At 36.8% G+C, this 22,656-nt stretch carries 15 protein-coding genes and 1 tRNA gene; 9 read left to right on the top strand and 7 right to left on the bottom strand.

The genetic code is table 11. The annotated features are described in order from the left end of the window. Positions 1–210 precede the first annotated feature (210 nt). The 3 genes from DW036_RS12105 to DW036_RS12095 all read left to right on the top strand — a co-directional run bounded on the left by DW036_RS12105 (position 211) and on the right by DW036_RS12095 (position 3,930). Positions 211–2,067, top strand: coding sequence for a hypothetical protein (locus DW036_RS12105; protein ID WP_147401476.1), 1,857 nt, complete (start codon positions 211–213; stop codon positions 2,065–2,067). Between the two features lie 159 nt (positions 2,068–2,226). Further along, complete coding sequence (locus tag DW036_RS12100) at positions 2,227–3,360, top strand: SPOR domain-containing protein (RefSeq protein ID WP_118464890.1); 1,134 nt, start codon at positions 2,227–2,229, stop codon at positions 3,358–3,360. A gap of 48 nt (positions 3,361–3,408) precedes the next feature. Further along, positions 3,409–3,930, top strand: a complete 522-nt coding sequence (locus DW036_RS12095) for an FHA domain-containing protein (RefSeq protein ID WP_118464618.1) — start codon at positions 3,409–3,411, stop codon at positions 3,928–3,930. A 742-nt stretch (positions 3,931–4,672) separates the two neighbouring features. Here DW036_RS12095 and DW036_RS12090 read toward each other — a convergent pair. The 6 genes from DW036_RS12090 to DW036_RS12065 all read right to left on the bottom strand — a co-directional run bounded on the left by DW036_RS12090 (position 4,673) and on the right by DW036_RS12065 (position 16,967). Then, a complete protein-coding gene (locus DW036_RS12090) occupies positions 4,673–5,674 on the bottom strand; it encodes an Imm65 family immunity protein (protein WP_118464617.1) in 1,002 nt (333 codons plus the stop codon). A gap of 18 nt (positions 5,675–5,692) precedes the next feature. Beyond that, complete coding sequence (locus tag DW036_RS12085; protein ID WP_118464616.1) at positions 5,693–6,475, bottom strand: hypothetical protein; 783 nt, start codon at positions 6,473–6,475, stop codon at positions 5,693–5,695. Continuing rightward, a complete protein-coding gene (locus DW036_RS12080) occupies positions 6,462–13,094 on the bottom strand; it encodes a DUF6443 domain-containing protein (RefSeq protein ID WP_147401474.1) in 6,633 nt (2,210 codons plus the stop codon). The genes DW036_RS12085 and DW036_RS12080 overlap by 14 nt, the downstream gene beginning before the upstream one ends. A gap of 28 nt (positions 13,095–13,122) precedes the next feature. After that, positions 13,123–14,268 (bottom strand): T9SS type A sorting domain-containing protein, encoded by a 1,146-nt coding sequence (locus tag DW036_RS12075; RefSeq protein WP_118464614.1) that lies wholly within the window; start codon positions 14,266–14,268, stop codon positions 13,123–13,125. A gap of 158 nt (positions 14,269–14,426) precedes the next feature. Next, positions 14,427–15,866: a tagaturonate reductase gene (locus DW036_RS12070; RefSeq protein ID WP_007214136.1), complete on the bottom strand. Its 1,440-nt coding sequence runs from the start codon at positions 15,864–15,866 to the stop codon at positions 14,427–14,429. Positions 15,867–15,905: 39 nt separating this feature from the next. After that, the gene (locus DW036_RS12065) at positions 15,906–16,967 is read right to left on the bottom strand and encodes a substrate-binding domain-containing protein (RefSeq protein ID WP_118464613.1); all 1,062 of its coding nucleotides are present in this window, start codon (positions 16,965–16,967) and stop codon (positions 15,906–15,908) included. 237 nt (positions 16,968–17,204) lie between these two features. Here DW036_RS12065 and uxaC point away from each other — a divergent pair, with 237 nt between their 5' ends. From uxaC to DW036_RS12050, 3 genes are all read left to right on the top strand, one after another. Beyond that, positions 17,205–18,611: a glucuronate isomerase gene (gene uxaC, locus DW036_RS12060; RefSeq protein ID WP_044271047.1), complete on the top strand. Its 1,407-nt coding sequence runs from the start codon at positions 17,205–17,207 to the stop codon at positions 18,609–18,611. A gap of 173 nt (positions 18,612–18,784) precedes the next feature. Further along, positions 18,785–19,051, top strand: a complete 267-nt coding sequence (locus DW036_RS12055; protein ID WP_118464889.1) for a type II toxin-antitoxin system Phd/YefM family antitoxin — start codon at positions 18,785–18,787, stop codon at positions 19,049–19,051. After that, the gene (locus DW036_RS12050; RefSeq protein WP_118464612.1) at positions 19,051–19,380 is read left to right on the top strand and encodes a hypothetical protein; all 330 of its coding nucleotides are present in this window, start codon (positions 19,051–19,053) and stop codon (positions 19,378–19,380) included. The genes DW036_RS12055 and DW036_RS12050 overlap by 1 nt, the downstream gene beginning before the upstream one ends. A 115-nt stretch (positions 19,381–19,495) precedes the next feature. Here the strand turns inward: DW036_RS12050 and DW036_RS12045 are convergent, their stop codons facing one another. Beyond that, the gene (locus tag DW036_RS12045) at positions 19,496–19,909 is read right to left on the bottom strand and encodes a BT0820 family HAD-type phosphatase (RefSeq protein WP_118464611.1); all 414 of its coding nucleotides are present in this window, start codon (positions 19,907–19,909) and stop codon (positions 19,496–19,498) included. A 159-nt stretch (positions 19,910–20,068) separates the two neighbouring features. On the opposite strand from DW036_RS12045, the gene DW036_RS12040 reads away from it, so the two are divergent. The 3 genes from DW036_RS12040 (at position 20,069) to DW036_RS12030 (ending at position 22,502) form a co-directional block, all read left to right on the top strand. After that, positions 20,069–21,457: an MFS transporter gene (locus DW036_RS12040; protein ID WP_118464610.1), complete on the top strand. Its 1,389-nt coding sequence runs from the start codon at positions 20,069–20,071 to the stop codon at positions 21,455–21,457. Between the two features lie 76 nt (positions 21,458–21,533). Then, positions 21,534–22,337, top strand: coding sequence for an MBL fold metallo-hydrolase (locus tag DW036_RS12035; protein ID WP_118464609.1), 804 nt, complete (start codon positions 21,534–21,536; stop codon positions 22,335–22,337). A 92-nt stretch (positions 22,338–22,429) separates the two neighbouring features. Continuing rightward, positions 22,430–22,502 (top strand) — tRNA-Lys (locus DW036_RS12030). Positions 22,503–22,656 lie beyond the last annotated feature (154 nt).

The raw sequence follows: 22,656 nt of genomic DNA, 5'->3' as shown, positions 1-22,656 counted from the left end.
ATGACTATTTTGCTATATAAGCTATTTGCTATGCTTTCGTGTAGAAACTCTTTTGAGCAGAAAAAGTATAAGGTAAGTAGTATTGCTAAATAACACTGTTCTATATCTATCTTCTTTAACATTAAAATGGTTTTATATTTTACTTTGAATGTGACTACTAAAGCAGTACCTTGCGATGTTTTTCAATGTTAATTATTTAATTCAACTATTATGAAACAGAAAATTGATTTAACAAGTTCTTATGTGAGGACAAATGGTATAAAGTTAGCTTCTACTATTTATAAAATAGCGGAAGATGTCGACTTTAATGGACAGCAAATTCAAATGCCTGCAGACTGTGTACTTAGTTTTGAAGGTGGAAGTATTAGTAATGGTACATTAACAGGGCTAAATACTGTTATAAATGATAATCGACTCTATGGATTTATTAAATCTAATATGCAATTAGCTGGTAGTTTTAATATAGAAAAGGTTATCGCTAATTGGTTTGTAGAGGTTGAAGATTATAAAATGTTTCAACGTGCATTCGATTTTGCTTATGCTATTTCTGAAGCCCAAAAAACATATTTCTCTTCATCTTCTATTTTTGTAACTTGCTTTGCTATGTCATACAATATAAGCAGAGGTATGTATCTTCCTGTTGGCGTTTCTTTTAATGGTAATAATGCAAGTTTCTTTCCTAGCTCAAGTTGGAATACTAGTGAGTATATGTTTTACTTGAATATAAACAAGCAAAGTTTAAATTGGGAGATAGAATATCCAGGAAATATTGAAGAGGAATTTTGTCATATAAATTATTGTAACCCAGATAACAAGCTCTGTCATTTTATCTTAGGTGGCGATAGTCGATATATTCATGATATATATGCTTTTCGACCAGCTATATTCTATAAGCAGATTGATGCATACATAGATAACAAACATATCTGCAATGTTGTTATCAATGGAGATAATTCTTCTTTCCCACTTAATAAACAAATTTCAGATACATATAGGATTCAATGGTATTTAGGAGATGCGTCTGAGATAAACCATATATCAGATGGTGTATCAATTTATATAGGAGGAGGTGCAAATGCTTCTATTCGAAACTCTATAAATGCAACAGTATATGTAAGTAGTTGCAGAAATATTCTTTTAGAAAGTTTTCATAATGAATTAGGAGCTATTATTGCTGAACGCTCATCGATAATAATGAAGAATGCATATTTCTATGCAAATCAAAATGGAAATATATTAATTACTGGACAGTATAATGTAGGAAGTGAATTGTTTCTTGAAAATGTGTTTTTCGGAAATTTAATTAGCTTGACTGATTTTAATTCATATTATCCTATTGTAAGCTTAAGTACTTTTGAGAATTCCAGAATTGTGCTGAAAAATGTATATGGCCTTATTAATAATGGTATGAATGGTCACAATAGCGGTAATGCTATTATGCTCAAATATAAAAATAAATATAACAATGAAACACATTATATTAATCCAAATGGAGAAATCATAAACGTTGGCCATGTTGTTAATAGTTTCAAGCATCTTGATTCGAACTCCGTGCTTCCTCTAACATGGTCTAATGAATCTGGCAGCAGAAAGGCATATATGAGAGTTCTTTATATTGTAGATGATGTTCGAAAATTAAAATTATTGGGAGGTTCACTGACTGATGGAGAAGTTCTTGTAAATTCAATAGATAGTACATTTGCATATCGTGCTACAATGTATAATAGTGGAAGTTCTATTCAACAACTAACTAATTTGCTGGTTCGAATCTTTGTTGGAACCACAAGTGGTCGTTATAACTCCTATTATGATTTCGGTGTGGTGATGCAGAATCAAGAGAACTTTATATTGAGAGAGAATGGAATAGATGGATTGGTACACAAAAGAACAGATAATATTGATGTAAATTATACTCCATGTATAAGCTATACCTGTGATGGATATAATGTCTCTGTGAAGTTATTGAATAATCAACTTCCAACTATAGGCAGTTGGTTGGTAGGAGATAAAATTTTCTTTCCGAATGGAAAAATCTATCAATATAATGGAACTGGTTGGCAGGAGTAATTGAAATTTCTAAATGTACGAATAAGAAATAGGCTAACTTAATCATAGGAAGTAAGTTGGCCTATTTGTTCTTCTCGAAATGGGCATTGTTGATAAGTTGTTGAAAAGAAAAATGCCCTGAAACTGGCTTATATCCGAGATTTGCGTTACTTTTGCATCATGATTGAATTGGCACAACATATAGAAGCTTTGTTATTGGAAAATGACTGCGTCATTGTTCCGGGTTTAGGAGGATTTGTTGCTCATTATGCTCCGGCTACGAGAGTGAAAGAAGAGAATATTTTCCTGCCTCCTACCCGTATCATCGGTTTTAATCCACAACTGAAGATGAATGACGGTTTGCTGGTTCAGTCTTATATGTCTGTATATGGAACCAATTTCTCTGATGCTACCAAGATGGTAGAACGTAAAGTGGGTGAATTGATTTCTGTTTTACACGAAGAAGGTAAGGTTGATCTGCCAAATGTTGGCGAAGTACGTTATACCATTCATAATACCTTCGACTTCGCGCCTTATGATAATAAGATCACAACCCCCTATTTATACGGGCTGGATGTATTTGAAATGCAGGAATTATCTGCTTTGGAAAAGCCACAGGCAGAAAAGGCTGTTTCTTATTCAATTCCTACTGTTGTTAAGAAAGAAAAGCGTACTTTCGCAATCAAAATTAATCGTGCATACCTAACAAATACTGCTGCAGTAGTAGCTGCTATAGTGCTTTCTTTCTTCTTTTCTACTCCGATAGAAAACACAGAAGTGATAGAGGAAAACTATGCAAAGTTACTTCCGGATGAATTATTTGAAAAAATAGAAAAACAATCTCTGGCCGTTACACCGATTGTTGTAAAGCAGAATACTCTTACACGCAAATCTGCAACAGGTAAACAAGCCGGAACTAAGAAAGTTGTAGCTCCTGTTGCTGTCAGAGAAGTTAAGGTTGGTAAAACACCAGCTGTTGCTTCTGAAACAAAAGTGAAGGAAGAAGCCTCCCATTCAGCTACAACGACTGAAGCTCCCAAGCAGAATGTACAGCCTGCTACAGCTAAACCGGTTGTTGCAACTCCTAAAAGACCTTATCATATTATCATTGCCAGCGTTGGAACTGAACAAGATGCAGAAACAATGGCTGCTCAGTTGATTTCTAAAGGTTTTAAAGGTGCAAAAGCGATTGTCGGTGATGGTAAAATGCGTGTTAGCATTGAATCTTGCGGGACGGAAGTAGAAGCCTATCAAGCATTGGCTAGAATTCGCCAGGATGAAACATATAAGAATGCTTGGGTTTTGAAGAAGTAGGAAGCATTTGCTTTGCTTTAATTTTTAATTCTTTAATTTGTAATTGTCATGAAGCGTATCCGTTGCCCTAAATGTGAGAACTATCTTTTATTTGATGAAACAAAATATAGCGAAGGCCAATCTTTGGTTTTCGTTTGTGAGCATTGTGGCAAGCAATTTAGTATTCGCCTGGGAAAAACAAAAATGCGTGCTCCTCAAAAAGAAGAACGTCCTGACGAAGAAGAATTCAAGGATGCTTTCGGTAGCATTACGGTGATTGAGAATGTATTCGGATTTAAGCAAGTGTTACCTTTGCAGGAGGGCGATAATGTGATTGGGCGTCGTTGTGTTGGTACTAATATCAATACTCCCATTGAAACCTCGGATATGAGTATGGATCGTTGTCACTGCATTATCAACGTGAAGCGCAATAAGCAAGGCGTGCTTGTTTATACTCTGCAGGATGCTCCCAGTCTGACCGGAACTTTCCTTAATAATGAAATACTGGGAGATAAAGATCGCATTCGCATTGAAGACGGAGCCATTGTTACCATTGGAGCTACGACGTTCATTTTGCGTACGGCGGAATAGTCGGCCCATTCATTCTGCGGCAGAAGCTTTGATGCTAATTGAATAGCAATCAGGCTTCACTTTACTTTACCCCATTGATTGCTTACCTTTGCAATAAGTCCGATAGGGTGTTGACCTTGGTTAACAGGCCTGTCAACCAAGGCTAACAGGCCCGTCAACCAAGGTTGACAGGCCTGTTGACCGAGGTTGACATCCGATTATTCCTAAGACTGAACAAGCTTTTACTTAGGGCAAAACCAGATAAGACCTCATGTAAAACCAATTAATCTCTCATAATTTAGTCAACCAACCAATGGCAAGCAGACTTTCTGGACGGTGTGTGGTATAAGGAAACTGACTGCAATGGGGAATATTCACCGTTTGCACGGGGAAAAAACTAAAAAAAACACGGATTGCAGGTGCTTTTGATATAGGCGTTTATCACAAGATATCAAATTGTAAAACAATAAGTTAAGCCACAAAAATGTAAATTCGGAGTGTGAGAGTAAGCCACCTACCCTCACGCTTTTATTTTACTCTCACCACACTTGATATTCTATTTATCAACTGTTTATTTTCAAAGTGAGAGTAGTGAGAGTAAACTGCTATGAACTTTTATTTGTGAGCGCTGCTGAAACGCAACTGCGTTACAACATTATCGTTTATGCATGATAGAACAATACAATTTAAAATGATGAATTTATACTTGTGTATCTCCACTTAATGTCACATAACCTTTTTCAGTGAGAATACCTGTATGATATCAATTAGAATCCCATTCATCAAAACTTTCTATATTCTTCAAATTCTCTTTTACTCCTCTTTTATAAAGATCATACAAATTATGTCCTAGACTATCCTTTACACCAAAAAGCCAATAGCTATCACCAAAAGGAATGGAATATTTTACATACTTTCCTTTTTCATTTTGAAAGTAAAAAGTTGAATCACGAAGCAAATTATATAATTTATACCATGATTCTTGTTGGGGTAGTGACTTAAAGAAAATAGGATTATTCATACTCTCAAAGAATAAACACTGCATTATTGTATCTGTAATGTTTAGTTTAAGCGTATCTTTTCCATTCAATACGGCGAAAAAAGGACTATGTATGCTATCTTTGTTTTCTGTAAAATATTCATCAAAAGGATTTGTATAATAGATATCCCCTTCAATATATTGAATATGATCGCGAAACGCCTCCTTTGGAGTGTATGAAGTATCTACAACCAAACTATACATACCTAATACAAAACGTGGTAAATTAACCTCATCATAACCATTGAATACATATTCCAAAAGTTTAGGAAAAGTATAGAAACGAGAGGTCAGATAAGTTATGTGCGTGGAAACTAACGATTGCTTTTTTCCATCTTTCGATACCCCTATATACCACATTTCATTACGTATAGGACCTATTGTATCATTTTGATAATTCGTCATTTTAAGCAATTTTTCTTTGGATATATCTGTTGAAGCCATAGGGCTTATTAAGCAGATATATTTATCCTTGTACTTTATCACTCTTTCTGGTCTTTCCAGACTCCATTCCACAAAGGGACTATCAGTTGATGTTATCTGATAAATAGAACCTATGTCATTTGATGTTACTTCATACATAATTACATACTTAGCGGGAAAAGAATCTTGTTCAATCATACACTCAACTTTCTGCAAAGCGGCAAAAAGAACAGGGGATTCTTTGCTGGGCTGACAGCCCGCCAGCAAAGAAAAGAATAATAATATTAAATATATTTTCTTCATACAATCAGTTATTTCATTTTAAAAAACGCTGCTATGAGGGCAGTATGTATAAAATACCAATCTATATATACCATTCTCTTCACAGAATTTCTTCAACATGATTTTTATTTTTTTGAAATAAGGTTCATTATTATCGATTCTTTCTTTATTGCAATAATTAAAGAGCCCATCATTTCTTATATAGTCAATTAAAATAGCTTTATCTTTATCCATCTTATATTTCTGAGAAATGGTCATTATCTCATTTAGAAGAACATTAGAGAGTTGTGTTTTCATTATAATAATTTTATTTTTTGCATTAAATGCTTTTGGTGTAGAATTAACTAACTGATTTATTATTGCAAATTTCTCCTCCGGATGTGGGAAACAGTCCAAATCGCAACATTTCTTACCTACATTATACAATAATATAGTACTATCCTTTTCTTGCATCCACAGTTGAAATTCACACTCATTTTCCCTAAAAAATAGATGTGCTTTATTTTCTTTCAGAGTTACAAGAGTTTGTTTTTTTAGTATATCATAATAATATAATTCTTCTGGATATGCAACATGCATACTATCAATAAACTCCTCCAATTCATCAAGGCTATCAGGCATTGCCAAGTAATAGACATAATAGAAGTCTAATATATCTGCTAAAAAGGGGAAGTGCGCAGTGATTGTATCTTTATTGTCAATTTCAAATTTTCCATCTTTAGAGTAAAAGGGGGATGATAATTCTTTATCTATCTCGTTGGTGAAAAAAATAAAGAATGGACATAATACAATGTATATACAAAAAAAGTTATTTGCTTTCATAAAAAAATAGTTTTTTGAATATAGAATAGGTGTTATTTTTTGCTTCTTTAGTAGTAAAAACGACTCGTGCACTCCAGTTATTGCTTGATCCGCCACTTCTCGGAAATCTTAAATTATATCCGGATTTCATACTACCAGTTCCCCTATTTGAATTATAAGTGAATCTATTTGTTGTTGTCCAGCTTTCAAAAGTTCCCTTATTCTGTTGCCCTCTACCTATCATATAATAATAGGCTATACCAGTATTTCCCTGTGCTCCATATTCAAAACTAAAATAGGTATCTTCTGTTAAACCAAGAGCGGATGTTCTTGCGTATGCCCCAATGTCAAAATCTGTTTGTCTTTGTTTTATTTCAGAATCAATTACACTCTCTTTTAGAAAATCAACATAGTTAATTATCGCAGCGTCCAATTTGCTCATAGCTTTACCCTCCTTTGTGTTTGCGTCTTCTGTTTGACCAAATAAACTATAATATGTATTATCAGACTTGTATGTTAGTCCTAAATATTCTGCTCCTTTTATCGTTTTATCCAATTCTTTTTGTGAATGAATTTCAGTACTCCATAGGTATGTCCATTCATTATTCTCATCTTTAACACGATACCAGTCTCTACCATCCGGATCAATGAGATTTGCAGGGTTATTCAGACAATATGTATAAGAACTAATCCAATAACATTTCTCTACTAATGGATCCATCGTCGTAAATCTTCCTAATGCCATATCATAATGTCTCGCCCCATAATCATACCAATCTAAACCATGCATTCGATCCAACTCCTTACTATTATACTTATAATTCTGATTACTTGTAGCTAGACCCTCTTCAAACAAGCCACCAAATGGATAATAATGATTAACTTGTTCAACCGTTGTTCCATTTTGATTCATGACTATGCGATTATTGCCTTGATGATCTTTCAGGTAGTAATGATAAATAGGAGCATCTCCACTTAACGTCACATAACCTTCTTCAGTGAGAATCATACTTAGAACTCCATTTTCATAGATCACATTACTACAATAGTCAGTAGTATTAGTTTGAGAAATCTGACTACTTGCCAATTCCTTTATCTGTCCCATTGGTACGGAAATATTGGCAATTGCTGTTTTATAGGTTACTCGTCGTTTCATACCATCAGCACCATATAAGTAATTCGTGCTATTACCATTTGCAAATTGTAGTGTACTTGGCAAATTTAAACTATTATATTGAATCTTAGCTATTTTCTTATTATAATCTTGTTCTAAATTACCATTAGCATCATATTTGTACTCCTGAATAGAAGTTTTATTGCCATCAACGAAGTTAAATGCACCATTATAAAGAGGATCTGTTGCGGCATCTGCCACATTATTAAGTTGATTGCCCACATACGTTAAGGACAAATTATCAATCTTTCCATAAGTACTTCCACTCACCTTACCATATCTTTGTAGACCGGTAATGTTCCCATTATAATCATAACCGATCACATTCTCTGAGAAGTTTTTTCCTGTAGGAGGAGTGATACTTGTTCCTTCGCCATAAATAGCATTTCGCATACGACTCATATTATCATAAGTAAACTTATAGCCACGTATACCGTCTTCCCCACTCTTCCAAGTCATACTTCCAATATTGCCATTATAACATTGACTTCCACTCCCTGTGTTATAATAAAGATTTTGTTCGAAAAGTGTTCCGCTGATTTGGGTCAACCAATTACGTATATTATATTCATAAGTCAGCTTATGTCCTGAAGCGTTATGATGAGTTTTTGTTTTTAATCTTCCTAACTTATCATAGGTATTGATAGCAAGCTTTACTTCACTATTCCCATTTAACTTATATTTTACTTCTTGCAAGCGTTCTGCATGATCATAAACATAAGTATATAATTCTGTTGTATTTATTGCTGTATGTGTATGACTTGTTGTTAATGGTTTATCAGTAAAAGAATAAGTAATGTTATCCACTTCATATTCATTCATATGATTGCTTGAGACCTTTTTTGTCATTCTGCCTTTGACATCGTAATAATTAGCGGAATATAGTTTCTTACCATCTTCCAAAACAGTAACGACATTACCGGTTAGATAGCCTTTGGCATTGCTGCCCATTGAAAAATGTGGTACACCGGAAAATCCTGTTAATGAACAAAACTTATAATCATCGTAATAATTCACAATATGTATTTCTTTGACCTTATCAATCGGTATAAATGTAGAATAATATCCACTTCCCCCTAAACCTGTATTGCTATTTTCTCTGTAGCAAGTTACTACTATATCGGGAATTAAATTTAGCCGATCTATTTCCATGCAAATGCCTTGTATTGTAAGACGATTCAATCTATCATACAAATAAAAAGTCCATTCGTTTTGTAGCCGTTGATTGCCATCTTGTGAAAATATGAGTCTGTCCAACTTATCATATACATATTTAATAGCTTCTGCTCCCGGCATCTTTTTCTCTATGCACAATTGCCTTCCCATATATTTATATTGAAAAGCATACATATTCAGATTGGTATTTGTCTGATACATAGGTTGAAGAACGTATCGTAAATTGTCAAGTCCATCGTACACATAATAGGTATCAAGATTTTGACTTCCTGAGATTTGTCGTGTCAATATAGTGTGTCCCGACTTATCTGTAAAGGTATACCCGACGTTATTATCTTCATCAGTACTTTTGGTTACATATAACTGTCCTGCGGCGTAATACTGATTGCTGGACACTAAAGTTCCGTTGTCATTAACCATGTAATTAAGACAGTTTAATGGAGAAGAAGTGGTGTTTGTCATATATTCAATGTGTACAGGGTGATTATTCCAATCTTCCCCTGCTCCATATTGATTGACTATTTTATTCAAAGGAGAAGCTGAGTATTCTGTCTTTGTATAAGGATGCGTATCTCCATAATCAGCTACAGCTTGAGCTTTAACAGAAGCAGATGACATAAATGTACTGGTAGCAGACTCAACTGGCAGCCATGTATATGTTTTCCTGTTTGCAGCATCATATTCTTGTAAAGTGATTAAATGAGTTTGGAATGGAGTTATTTTACATTCCACTGTCTGGTATGGACGCCCTAAACCATCATAATAACTATATACTTCCATATATTTGTTCCCTTCCTCATTCATCATAGTACGAGTTTTGAAGAAATTTTGTGATGTCCCATTATGGGATAACTGATATTGAAATGACATGATTGTTTTTCTGTTTAGATCTAATATCTCAGAAACTCTGCCTATAGCATCATACTCATAGAATGTTTTTAATCCATTGGGTGACCTCACTTCACTAACTCCGTATGATGGATTATAAAGCCATGTGGTAACTTCACAATCAGAAAATATATTTTGCAAATTATACAGCGAAGTACTATTAGGTATATTAGAGCTACATAGTGTATTCAATAAACTCTCTCCCAATCGGGACAGTACTTTGGCATATGTAATATTAGTAATTTTTGCAATAATCCGGGAATATTTATATCCCCATAAATAAACAACCGACGAACTGTCTTGATAGGTTACTTCGACAGGATTCCATTTACTATCATACTTATATGAAACAGTACGTCTTTTGGGCGATACATTGCTTGACTCCGTACTTGAAAGCAATGTAAATTTAGTAAATACATTTCCATACTTATTTTCTAAAATGGCAGTTGAGCTGCCTGATGTACGTTTATATCTCATTACTGCAGTAAGTACATTATGATCTAAGTGATCTTTATAGAAAGAAGAATCGGCAGCATATTTATATGTTTCCTGAATGTAGTCGGAGCGACTGGTACTTGTTTTACAGGTTGATATTTGATTACGTTGATTATATGTATAAAGTTTCTCTTTGCTTATTGGTACTGAATTGAGGTACTCAGTTTCTGTTTGTTGCGTTAATTGAATATCATAAGCAATGTATGGATATAAAGTTATAAAAAAACGTCCATTATATATGTATGGATTATAATAAGGATGTGCTTCAATTGAAAGGCAATGATTTACAGGACCAACATAATTGTCTATGACTTTTATATTGACTAATTCTTTAGCCTTATTGGCAATGGAGTATTTATTAATTTCTTCTTTTACGAGTTTATTATTTGCATCATATGCACTTTTCCTGATTAAACGTCCACTATAGTTCTCTGGAAAATAGCAAAGTGTAGCATCAATAACTTCACAACTTTCATTGGCAAAGACAAATACTTCTTTTCCTATATTGATTATTTCCTTTTGTTTAATCACACGACTATAACCGACTGGATTTCCATTGGAAGCATAAGCTGGAGGAGATAATGTTTGTGCATCATATCTGCGAAATTGATGGTCTACCATACTATGTATAGGACAATTATCCAGACCATGACGAATATTATGATCAGTCACAAAGTTAATAGGAATCATCAACAGACCGGAACTTTTATGATTATCCAATTCGTAAAGATATTTGGTTCTCTCTAAGATTTCTCCTGTGTTATTCCTTTGGGTAATAGTTTTTATTCTCACTCCGGCACCCATATGTTCCAAAGTATCTATATCTACATTGAATATTTGTGATTTGTAAGTTAAGGTTGCAGCGCTAACATTACGGGCTGTATAACCCTGATTGGGAACAATTGACGCTAAAGTGGATGACAGTACATAGTCCCCAGCTTCCAAGGTAAATGATTCAACAACATGATATGAGTGTTCATCAGTTGCATTTTGTGATGTTACTTTATATGATTTTATAATACCTCCTCCACTTGAACCAACCTGCCTGATAATTGTTCCTGAACCTTCGACTTGACTCGCTGAATAATCATCAAAACGAACTGTTACATTTATGGTTACAGTTTGTGCAAATGGAATATTGAAAGTTACAAATGGAGTGGAAAACTCTGCATTATTGTTATTCACCGTATTTAAATATGCCAATTTAGGAGCATACTTTTCTAAATCCTCTTTTGAAATAACTTTGGCATTAGCAAAAGTATGAGGTTCAAATTCGAACTCTACACTACCTCCTGTTGGGTATGTTATTTTCTTTAGCATATTAGCTGTTATATATTTACGACTCGCATTCCTGACAGCAGTTTGTGCTGGTAGCTCCTGTCCCTGAATTATAAGTGCATCTTGGTTAATTCCTAACCCTTCAATAGAGGGTATAAGTGTGTGGCGATAGCCGGTAAGTGAAGATATATTTTCTGCACCATTGTAAAATCCCCAATAATCCACAGCAAAGGATGTTTTATATGGCAATGGTTGTTCTTCATTATAAACGAATGAATATGTTTCTCCTTGCATGTTGTTATTTTGTTTAGAAAGAGAAAGTAGTTTGAGACGTTTACGTAAAGTTACTTCTGGATTTTGAGAAACATATCCTGCTGCTCCTATACAATCTTCACTACTTAATGTATTACCTCCAATTGCATTCGTAGCACACATAAAATAACTATAGTCAAAATTATATGAATATATAATTTCATTGTTTAACTTATTCTTTATTTCGATGGAAACTAATCTCCCTGTTGTTCCAGGAGAAAGATCTTCTCTGTTACTTAATGTAAATTTTATCTCTTCAGTATTAGACTCTATCTTTGATAGATAAGGAGCTTTATTGGTTGTTGAATTGAAGTTCCGTTTAGTAAAATCATTATGAAGAGGATAGCCAATTGTGTAATATTCTGAAATAACAGGAATAGAGTAACAGGTCGCATCAACATAAGAAAGTGATATAATATTACCTCTCGTATCTTTAATTGCAGTTAATAAATATGTCAATGGTGCATACTTGCCATTGAAGGTATAGGCTGTGAAAGTATATTGAATTCCAGAATTATCAGTTACCACTATATTTCCCGTAGAGTGTACTATTTTGTAATTATAACGTGGCCCGATAATGATAGGGATTTGATTTTTGGGATGTAATATGTATTTAAATGAACGCCCATTAGGAAGAGAAACTTCGAAAACATCTCTTTCCCCTTGTCCGAATAACCCTTGATTTAATACATCATCGGTAGTTGTACTTGTGTATTGATCATAGGATAAACATCCCCATTTGTGAAACTGATCTTCAATACCTGTTCGAATACTGGCTGTATCCCCAGCAACAACCTTCCATTGATATTTAATTTTTTCCCATTCTTCCCATGATGGATAATTTGTAGAACATGCATCTACATTACCAACAGCGTTCAGGGTAACACATCCTCCTGCAAGCAAATTCCATCCTAATCCCACCCATGTTGCTTCTTGCGCAACTTTTATACCACTTACATGATATGATAGAGTAATGGGCAATTCTATTTGACCACTTCTTAGTGTATATAAAGGAATAGAGATATCAGGAGTGCCTGTATATTCATTAACAGGGATATTTCCATATAAATTCATGCCGGCAGCTTCAGGTGTAGGTGGCGTATAATCCGATACATTTAAGAGGTTGTCATTCATGTCCGTATTACTTCGTTGCATGAATTTCTTTTCATATCTTTCATTTTGCTGTCTTCTGATCAAAGAATTTATGCTATCTGCGGAAAATCGTGACAATTCTATTGTATCATTGGACAATGAGCTGCAATGCACACAAAATATATTTGTAACTAAATATATTATAATCAAAATATGTTTTTTCATAACTATTGTCTTTAATGATAATTCATAATTATTTCTTTATGACCTTTTCGCCATATTTCTTATTTCCTACAACTATCTGTAATATATACTTCCCCTTAGGATATTCACCTATTTTAATAATTTCATTATAAACTCCTGAAGATTGGCTATATTTCTGAATGGCAGAAAGTTGTTCCCCCTGTATGTTATAAAGAATAATCGAAATATTACTCGATTCTTTTAACTCATAATAAACCTGTAGATCATTATTATATACTTGAATCTGATAATCAATTGGGATATTAGGGGGCTCTTTATTATCTCTTTCTTTTTTCCAGTCTTTTTCTTGTTGTTTGATTTCTCTTTGTCTTTGGTTTTCTGCATCATGTGGCAAATCATAATATTGTTCACTAGGCATATAGGCAAAAGAAGTAGTAAAATGCTCATAAGGAGTCCCTACTTTGTATGTGGTACTCTTTATTGTCTCAAATATAGGATAGCGATATCCACTAGCGTACCAGCGCCATATTTCCATTTCTATATGAACGGAATCATTGGCAATTAGATAGTCTATACTATCTTTATTGATAGTGAAAGGGATAGTATCTATGCATGACGAATTATCTGATTTTTTTTGAGGTTGCATTTGTTGATGGATATACTTGTGAGTATAAGTACGCAATACATTCTGTATCGTATCTCCGTCTGGTAATATTAATTTTCCAGAAGCGTCTGCTGTAATTGTTGTTTTGCCACGTAAATGTATATCTAAGTAATTACAATAATTTCCTTTACCTTCAAAATAATCATAGACGGTATGTCCTTGAGAGATAGGAAAGACAAGCAATAATTCAGGCTTTTGATAAATAATAAAAGTTGTTGGATTTTCATATCCAATACACAAGAGAGAGTCGCCGGATTTTTGATAGTAATACATTGTACGGTGTTCTGTAGCAATAATTGTGTCATTGCCCTGAGCTTCATATTTTAATTCATAATTCGCATCTTGGAGCTTAATATCTGTGAAATTCCAGACTTGTTGGTTACCACCTTTATTGGGTTGAATAGTGGTTATCTGACATTTCATTAGTTTATCTCCTGAACGAGGGAAATTATAAGATGTGTTCAAAGTTTGACAGTGGACACATAGAGGGAATAAGAGTCCCACGAGAACAGTACATAATGTCTTTCCCATAGTCATTTGATTTTTAAGAGTTAACGCTCTAAATATACCCAAAAGAAGTGACAAAGAGAATTTATTTGAGTATGAAATGCACAGTTCTGTTCTTTAACATAAAAAATAGGGCGAAGCCTCCGCCCCGCCCTATCTCCTTTGTGATACTTGTAGATTAATTAAAGAATTCCCTTTACTGTTTCCAGCATACCTTTTTCCTGGATAGAATCCAGATCAGCTTTCACAGCAGCGGTAAGTCCCGGGATATTATTCAAATCTTCGCCCCAGATAGAAGTTGCAGCAAGTACACCTTCGGTTACTTTCTGGGTATCGCCTGTTGCCCACAGGTCTTTCAGTAATTGCATGATTTCCGGAGCATCGTTCGGGGTGATCTCAGCACCGTCTTCACGAACACCGCCTTTATAATAAGTAATAATAGCGGCCAAACCGAGAACCAGTCCCTTAGGCAATTCACCTTTGCGTTGCAGATAAGTCTTCAAGCCAGGCAGGTCACGAGTTTCATATTTCGGGAAAGAGTTCAGCATAATGCTGGTAACGGCATGGTCAACAAACGGGTTGTTGAAACGCTCCAATACATCTTCCGCAAACTTCTTCAACTCATCTTTCGGCAAGTTCAATGTTTCCATCAACTCATCGAACATTACCTTATTGATGTACTGACCAATAACCGGATGTTGACAAGCATCACGCACAATGTTTACGCCCGACAAGTAAGCTACCGGAGAAAGAACAGTGTGAGGACCATTCAGCAACGTTACTTTTCTTTCGTGATACGGTGCTTCAGAAGGAACGAACAATACATTCAAACCAGCTTTGTCAGCAGGGAATTCTTTGGCAATCTCCTGCGGGGCTTCGATGACCCAGAGGTGGAAGATTTCAGCCTGTACCACCAAATTATCATCATACTGTAATTTTTCCTTAATTGCTGCAATATCTTTGCGCGGGAATCCCGGAACAATACGGTCAACAAGCGTAGCGTACACACCACATGCTTCTTCAAACCAAGTCTTGAATTCATCACCCAATTGCCATAATTCGATATATTGGTAGATGGTTTCTTTCAGTTTGTGACCGTTCAGGAAGATAAGTTCGCAAGGGAAGATAATCAGACCTTTGCTCTTATCACCGTTGAATGTTTTGAAACGATGATACAGTAGTTGGGTCAGTTTGCCTGGATAAGAAGAAGCCGGAGCGTCAGTCAGTTTGCAGGAGGGATCGAAAGCGATACCGGCTTCCGTTGTGTTGGAGATTACAAAACGCATTTCCGGTTGCTCAGCCAACTTCATGAATTCATTGTTCTGAGTGTAAGGATTCAGTGCACGGCTGATAACGTCGATCATTGTCAGACTATTGACAGTTTCTCCTTTATCCAATCCTTGCAGGTTTACGTGATAAAGATCATCCTGTGCATTCAGCATGTCTACCATACCTTTGTCGATGGGTTGAACTACTACAACACTGCTATTGAAATCAGTTTTTTCGTTCATGTTATAAATAATCCAGTCAATAAATGCACGTAAGAAGTTTCCTTCACCGAATTGAATGATACGTTCCGGGCGCTGAGCCTTGGGAGCGGTCTGTTTGTTTAATGCTTTCATGCTTAAAAATCGTTTTTAAAGTGATTGATATTATGATGTTTATTCAAATTCAAAATAGAAATTGATGTTTTCTTTCATCAGGATGTCGATAGGCATATACTTTACACCGGTCACCGGACGTTTGAATACGACATGGTCGCACAGAGCTTTTACACCGCAATATCCTTGCAGTCCCGGGCGTTGTCCGATGAGATAATTTACTTCGCCGGATTTCAGATAATCCACGTTCTTGGGCAGAAGGTCGTATCCAACTAGTCCTTCCAAATGGTGTCCTGTCTCCTGTAGATATCCTGCCACCTGGTAGACACGTGAGTTAAAAACGGCTCCTAATACTGCCTTGGGATGTGCGGCAAAGAAATCTTCCAATGTCCGGCGGTTGGCTTCATCATCTTCTTTATTCAGTACTACATCATGAACCACCAGATTCTCATGTTCCTGTGCAATAAAATTCATGAAACCGTCCATGCGTCGTTGCATCTGTATTTCTGCCGGACTATTCTTTTTATTATTAAGAAATAGTATCAGCTCCTGTCCTTCCTTATACTTGCGCATCAGAATTTTAGCAGCCATATACCCGCTTGTTTGGGAGTCTTGGCCGATGTAGCAGAGTGCATGGGTGTCTTCTATATTAAAGTCGACGAATACGTAAGGTATCTTTTTCCCTTCCAGATAAGATGTCAGCGACATTGTCTCTTCGCGGAAATTGGGTGCAATCAATACGGCATCCGCTATTTCTTTGCGAAGTCTCGCGCAGGCTTTTTCATAAGAAAGCCGGTCGGCATGACGGTAGCACAAATAGTCCACGCTTACATTAAAAGGGCGCAACTCTTGTGCAGCACGGTTGATGCCTTCAGCTACGGAATACCAATAATCATGTTCTACATAATAAGGTGTAATACACAGAACACGGTAGCGCTTCTTGGCTGCCAGACCAATGGCAAACATATTAGGATGATAGTCTATCTCATCAAGCACTTTTTGAACCTTCTCCCTGCTGGCAGCAGAAACATCTCCCCGATTGTGCAACACGCGGTCCACAGTTCCGGCAGAAACACCCGCCATGCGGGCAATGTCTTTAATGGTGTAGTTCTTGTTTTCCATATTCTTTGTCTCATTCGTTTTAAGGCACTAAAGGTTCAATGTCTAAAACTTAAATATTATAAATATTTGCGGCAAAGATACGAATTATTTTGTTTCTCCAAGTAATTTTTCTACTTTTGTGTTCGATAACGGTTAATAAAAGCAAAAACCAATATCTTGCCTATTAGCTTTACAATCAATACTATATAGGTATAGAAAAGAGAAAGTAATATTTTTATATACTTAAAACACAGTAGAATGAAAAAATTTATGGATGAAAACTTCCTGTTGCAGACAGAAACCGCACAGAAGTTGTATCATGAACATGCGGCCAAGATGCCGATTATCGATTATCACTGTCACTTAATCCCTAAAATGGTAGCAGACGACTATCAGTTTAAGTCATTGACTGAAATCTGGTTGGGCGGCGACCATTACAAATGGCGTGCTATGCGTACCAATGGTGTAGACGAACGTTTCTGCACAGGTAAGGATACTTCCGACTGGGAAAAATTTGAAAAGTGGGCTGAAACCGTTCCTTATACTTTCCGTAATCCTTTGTATCACTGGACACACCTGGAGTTGAAGACAGCGTTCGGTATCGATAAGATCCTGAGCCCGAAGACTGCCCGTGAGATTTATGACGAGTGTAATGAGAAGCTGGCTCAACCGGAATACTCTGCTCGTGGTATGATGCGCCGTTATCATGTAGAAGCAGTTTGTACAACGGATGATCCTATTGATTCTCTGGAATATCATATTCAGACACGCGAAAGTGGTTTTGAAATCAAAATGTTGCCGACATGGCGTCCTGACAAGGCAATGGCTGTAGAAGTTCCTGCTGACTTCCGTGCATACGTTGAGAAACTGGCTGAAGTAAGCGGTGTTGCTATCTCTAATTTCGATGATATGATAGCTGCCCTGCGCAAGCGTCATGACTTCTTTGCTGAACAAGGCTGTAAATTGTCTGACCACGGCATTGAAGAATTCTACGCAGAAGACTATACAGATGCTGAAATCAAAGCTATATTTAATAAGGTATATGGTGGAGCAGAACTGACTAAGGAAGAAATCCTGAAATTCAAATCAGCTATGCTAGTTATCTTCGGTGAAATGGACTGGGAAAAAGGCTGGACACAACAATTCCACTATGGCGCTATCCGTAACAATAACAGCAAGATGTTCAAGTTGCTCGGTGCTGATACCGGTTTCGATTCTATCGGTGAATTTACTACTGCTAAGGCAATGTCTAAATTCCTCGACCGCTTGAATTCCAAAGGCAAGTTGACGAAGACTATTCTTTATAACCTCAATCCGTGCGCTAATGAAGTTATTGCCACTATGTTGGGCAACTTCCAGGATGGCACGATTCCGGGTAAGATACAGTTTGGTTCCGGCTGGTGGTTCCTCGATCAGAAAGACGGTATGGAGAAACAGATGAATGCTCTTTCCGTACTGGGTCTGTTGAGCCGTTTCGTAGGTATGTTGACGGACTCTCGTTCATTCCTCTCCTATCCGCGTCATGAATATTTCCGCCGTACATTGTGTAATCTTGTTGGCCGTGATATTGAAAATGGTGAAATTCCGGCTTCTGAAATGGACCGCGTGAACCAGATGATTGAAGATATCAGCTACTATAACGCTAAGAATTTCTTCAAGTTCTAAAAGAAGAATTACTTTTTACCCATAGTAAGGAGTGCATCAAAGTTATATTGATGCGCTCCTTTTCTTTTATACGCATCCATCGCTTCGCTTCTTTTAAAGATAAAATGCGTCCAAATTGGATACCAATTTCCTTTTTACTATATTTGCATATAAATCCCATAAAACAGAAGATTATGATAATAATTAGCACAAGAGATTTCAGAGCCAATCAATCTAAATTCATGGATATGGCTAACAATGGAGAGGACATTATTTTGAAGTCCCGTAAAAACGGAAGTTTTAAACTTGTTCCGGTAAGTGAAAGTGATATGCTGATAAGCAAAGAATATATTCTTGAGCCAGATGCAGATCTTGATCGGGCTATAACAATGGATGAACTTCTTCAAGGTGTAAAAGCAGACATTCATGAATTGTTCGGGAATAAAAGGAAACAAGAATAATGAAAGTAATAGCATTACCAGAGGTGAGAGAATACCTCATGGAGCTGATTCTGATTCTCTATAAAAAAGAATATTTCGGATTTGAGGAAAATGCACAAAAGTACGTGGAAGAATTGATTTTCGATATAAAAAACAACCTTCCGCTAAAGCTAAACAAGCCGGCACCTCCCTATTTTGACAGGTACGGAAAGAAGATGTTATACGCTACGTTCCGGAAAAATAAGGCTACACAATGGTATGTATTTTTCAATGTCTATCAGAAAGACGGTGAAATGATTTTTATTATACGCTATATCAGCAATAACCATGTAACAGCGCAATATTTATAAAGCACTCTAAAACTATCGCATCACTCCTTCGACTTCTATCTACGGCAAAATGACATCGTTTCTTCTTATATCCCTGGCAGGGTTAATGGCTACATCATTGTTTCTATGGTTACTACTAAAACCAACACTTCTTCTTTTTGTCCTGGTCCGTGGAGATATTACCTTGCGTATAGATATCCCGGAAAGTTTTACGTTCTTTAATCATCTGATAGATGAGTCCCCAATCGGGCAATCCGCCCAGATTACGGTCATCAATGAATAGGTCTACTTTCAGTTTACGGGAGAATCCACAGTCCTGCTGCTTTTCTTCGGGATAATCACGATTGACAGCATAGAATTCCACTCCTCTTTCTTTGCACCAGGCGACGGCTTCTTCCAGAAGTTCACCTTCGCGCACACTCCACAAAATAAGCTTGTGCTGGTCTTGCTGCAACAGTTTTAAAGTGTCTGTTGCAAAAGGAATTTCTTTACCGATACGGGGATAGCGATGTTCTACTATAGTTCCGTCGAAGTCAACTGCTATTGTCATAGTTTTATGCTGAAAAATTACAGAACAAAGATACGAATCTTATTGAATAAACAAAGTGTTTTCTCCCTTTTACAATAGGCAAATATGAAAGAAATTTGCATATAATTTCATAAAAATGTATTTTTGCGCTTAATTTTTCACTAACAACATAATATTAGGATGACTCAATCACCCAAAAATGTATCTAAAGGGTTCACTAAAGCCTTTTGGGTAAGCAACACGGTCGAACTGTTCGAACGTATGGCGTATTATGCCGTTTTTATCGTTCTCACCATTTATCTTTCTTCTATTTTAGGCTTCAACGACCTTGAAGCGAGTATGATTTCCGGTTTATTTTCCGGTGGTCTTTATCTTTTGCCTATCTTCACAGGTGCTTATGCCGATAAGATAGGTTTCCGGAAATCCATGATTGTTGCTTTTTCGCTGCTGTCTGTCGGATATCTGGGTTTAGGAATTCTCCCTACCCTGCTGGAAGCTGCCGGTTTGGTGGAATATGGCAAAGCAACCCGTTTCACCGGACTGCCGGATAGCGATAGCCGCTGGATGATCGTTCCTGTGCTGTTTGTTATCATGGTGGGCGGATCGTTTATCAAATCCATTATTTCGGCTTCAGTGGCAAAAGAAACTACGGAAGCAAACCGCGCACGCGGTTATTCCATCTTTTATATGATGGTGAATATTGGTGCATTCACCGGAAAGACAGTGATTGATCCGTTGCGGAATATTATTGGAGATCAGGCTTATATCTATATCAACTATTTCTCTGCTACGATGACCATATTGGCATTGCTTTCCGTTATTCTGCTCTATAAATCTACCCATACGGCAGGCGAAGGAAAAAGTATGCGTGAAATCGGCCAGGGCTTCCTGCGCATCATTACGAACTGGCGTCTGCTGATCCTTATCCTGATTATAACGGGATTCTGGATGGTGCAGCAACAGTTATACGCTACGATGCCTAAATACGTAATCCGTATGGCGGGCGAAACTGCCAAGCCGGGTTGGATAGCCAATGTAAACCCGTTTGTTGTGGTTTGCTGCGTTAGTTTCGTGACGCGTTTGATGGCGAAACGTTCGGCTATTACTTCCATGAATATCGGTATGTTCCTTATTCCATTCTCGGCTCTGCTGATGGCATGCGGTAACCTGCTTGGAAATGACGTAATAAGCGGAATGAGCAATATCACATTAATGATGATAGCCGGTATTGTGATACAAGCTCTGGCAGAATGTTTCATTTCACCGCGTTATCTGGAGTACTTTTCCCTGCAAGCGCCTAAGGGTGAAGAAGGTATGTATCTTGGATTTAGCCATCTCCATTCCTTCCTTTCTTCCATTTTCGGTTTTGGTATCGCCGGAGTATTGCTGACAAAATACTGTCCCGATCCTGTCCTCTTTGAGACTCGTGAAGCATGGGAGGCTGCCAGCACCAATGCGCATTATATCTGGTACTATTTCGCCGCTATCGGTCTGATATCTGCACTGGCACTGTTGGTATTTGCCAAAATCACCGAATCCATCGACAAAAAGAAGAAAGCCAAGGTCTGAATATCTCATTTTTTATGTATATTTGCCGTCACTTTGCCATAAAAGTGGCGGCTTTTTCTAAATTGAGGAGAACATAATGAAAGTAAAATTTATAAGCCTTGCGAGCGGAAGTAGTGGCAACTGCTATTATATAGGCACTGAAAAATACGGAATACTTATTGACGCTGGTATAGCGGTACGTACAATTAAGAAATCATTAAAAGAGGTGGGTGTCGGCATGGAGACGATACGTGCTGTATTCGTCACACACGACCATGCGGACCATATTAAGGCGGTGGGCGGACTGGGTGAGAAGCTGCATATCCCTGTCTACACTACTGCACGCATCCACGAGGGAATCAATAAAAGTTATTGCATGACGGAGAAGCTGCACTCTTCCGTCCGCTATCTGGAGAAAGAAGAACCGATGGTATTGGAAGACTTTCACATTGAGTCTTTCGAAGTTCCCCATGACGGTACGGATAATGTGGGTTATTGCATTGAAATTGACGGAAAAGTATTTTCATTCCTTACCGACCTTGGTGAAATCACCCCTACTGCTGCCAAGTTTATCCGTAAAGCGAATTATCTGATACTGGAAGCTAACTATGATGATGAAATGCTACGTATGGGTACATACCCGCAGTATTTAAAGGAGCGAATTACCAGCCGTACGGGACACATGAGCAATATTGCAACTGCCGAGTTCCTGGCGGAAAATATCACGGAAGACTTGAAATATATCTGGCTTTGCCATTTGAGCAAAGACAATAATCATCCGGAGCTTGCTTACAAGACGGTGGAATGGAAATTAAAGAGTAAAGGTATATTGGTAGGTAAAGATGTGCAACTCTGCGCTTTAAAGCGTAGCACTCCCTCCGACCTGTACGAGTTTGATTAAAAAAAGCCGCTTTCATCGAAAAAAAGATTTTATTTTGCTTGGATGAATAAAATAAAAGGACTACTTTTGCACCCGCAAACAAGAAAAACGATGCACTCTTAGCTCAGCTGGTAGAGCAATTGACTCTTAATCAATGGGTCCAGGGTTCGAGTCCCTGAGGGTGTACAAAGATAAGGTTCTGAAAACAATTGAGTTTCAGAACCTTTTTTGTCGTTACTGAATATTACTATTATTACTAGACTTAAGAATATTGAAAATCTCCCCGTATGTAGATGCAACAACAGGAGGCATTTATCTGTTTTTCATTATATAGTTTCAC

The sequence above is a fragment of the Bacteroides sp. AF39-11AC genome, from assembly GCF_003474285.1.
GTDB lineage: Bacteria > Bacteroidota > Bacteroidia > Bacteroidales > Bacteroidaceae > Bacteroides.
The sequence above is the reverse complement of the archived record's forward strand: the minus strand, read 5'-3'. Positions and strand labels throughout refer to the sequence as shown.

Bases quoted from the DNA above. Each gene is read 5' to 3' on its own strand.
- DW036_RS12105 (WP_147401476.1), top strand. From the start codon at position 211: ATGAAACAGAAAATTGATTTAACAAGTTCTTATGTGAGGACAAATGGT.
- DW036_RS12085 (WP_118464616.1), bottom strand. From the start codon at position 6,475: ATGAAAGCAAATAACTTTTTTTGTATATACATTGTATTATGTCCATTC.
- DW036_RS12070 (WP_007214136.1), bottom strand. From the start codon at position 15,866: ATGAAAGCATTAAACAAACAGACCGCTCCCAAGGCTCAGCGCCCGGAA.
- DW036_RS12055 (WP_118464889.1), top strand. From the start codon at position 18,785: ATGATAATAATTAGCACAAGAGATTTCAGAGCCAATCAATCTAAATTC.
- DW036_RS12090 (WP_118464617.1), bottom strand. From the start codon at position 5,674: ATGAAGAAAATATATTTAATATTATTATTCTTTTCTTTGCTGGCGGGC.
- DW036_RS12075 (WP_118464614.1), bottom strand. From the start codon at position 14,268: ATGGGAAAGACATTATGTACTGTTCTCGTGGGACTCTTATTCCCTCTA.
- DW036_RS12035 (WP_118464609.1), top strand. From the start codon at position 21,534: ATGAAAGTAAAATTTATAAGCCTTGCGAGCGGAAGTAGTGGCAACTGC.
- uxaC (WP_044271047.1), top strand. From the start codon at position 17,205: ATGAAAAAATTTATGGATGAAAACTTCCTGTTGCAGACAGAAACCGCA.
- DW036_RS12045 (WP_118464611.1), bottom strand. From the start codon at position 19,909: ATGACAATAGCAGTTGACTTCGACGGAACTATAGTAGAACATCGCTAT.
- DW036_RS12100 (WP_118464890.1), top strand. From the start codon at position 2,227: ATGATTGAATTGGCACAACATATAGAAGCTTTGTTATTGGAAAATGAC.
- DW036_RS12080 (WP_147401474.1), bottom strand. From the start codon at position 13,094: ATGAAAAAACATATTTTGATTATAATATATTTAGTTACAAATATATTT.
- DW036_RS12040 (WP_118464610.1), top strand. From the start codon at position 20,069: ATGACTCAATCACCCAAAAATGTATCTAAAGGGTTCACTAAAGCCTTT.
- DW036_RS12065 (WP_118464613.1), bottom strand. From the start codon at position 16,967: ATGGAAAACAAGAACTACACCATTAAAGACATTGCCCGCATGGCGGGT.
- DW036_RS12050 (WP_118464612.1), top strand. From the start codon at position 19,051: ATGAAAGTAATAGCATTACCAGAGGTGAGAGAATACCTCATGGAGCTG.
- DW036_RS12095 (WP_118464618.1), top strand. From the start codon at position 3,409: ATGAAGCGTATCCGTTGCCCTAAATGTGAGAACTATCTTTTATTTGAT.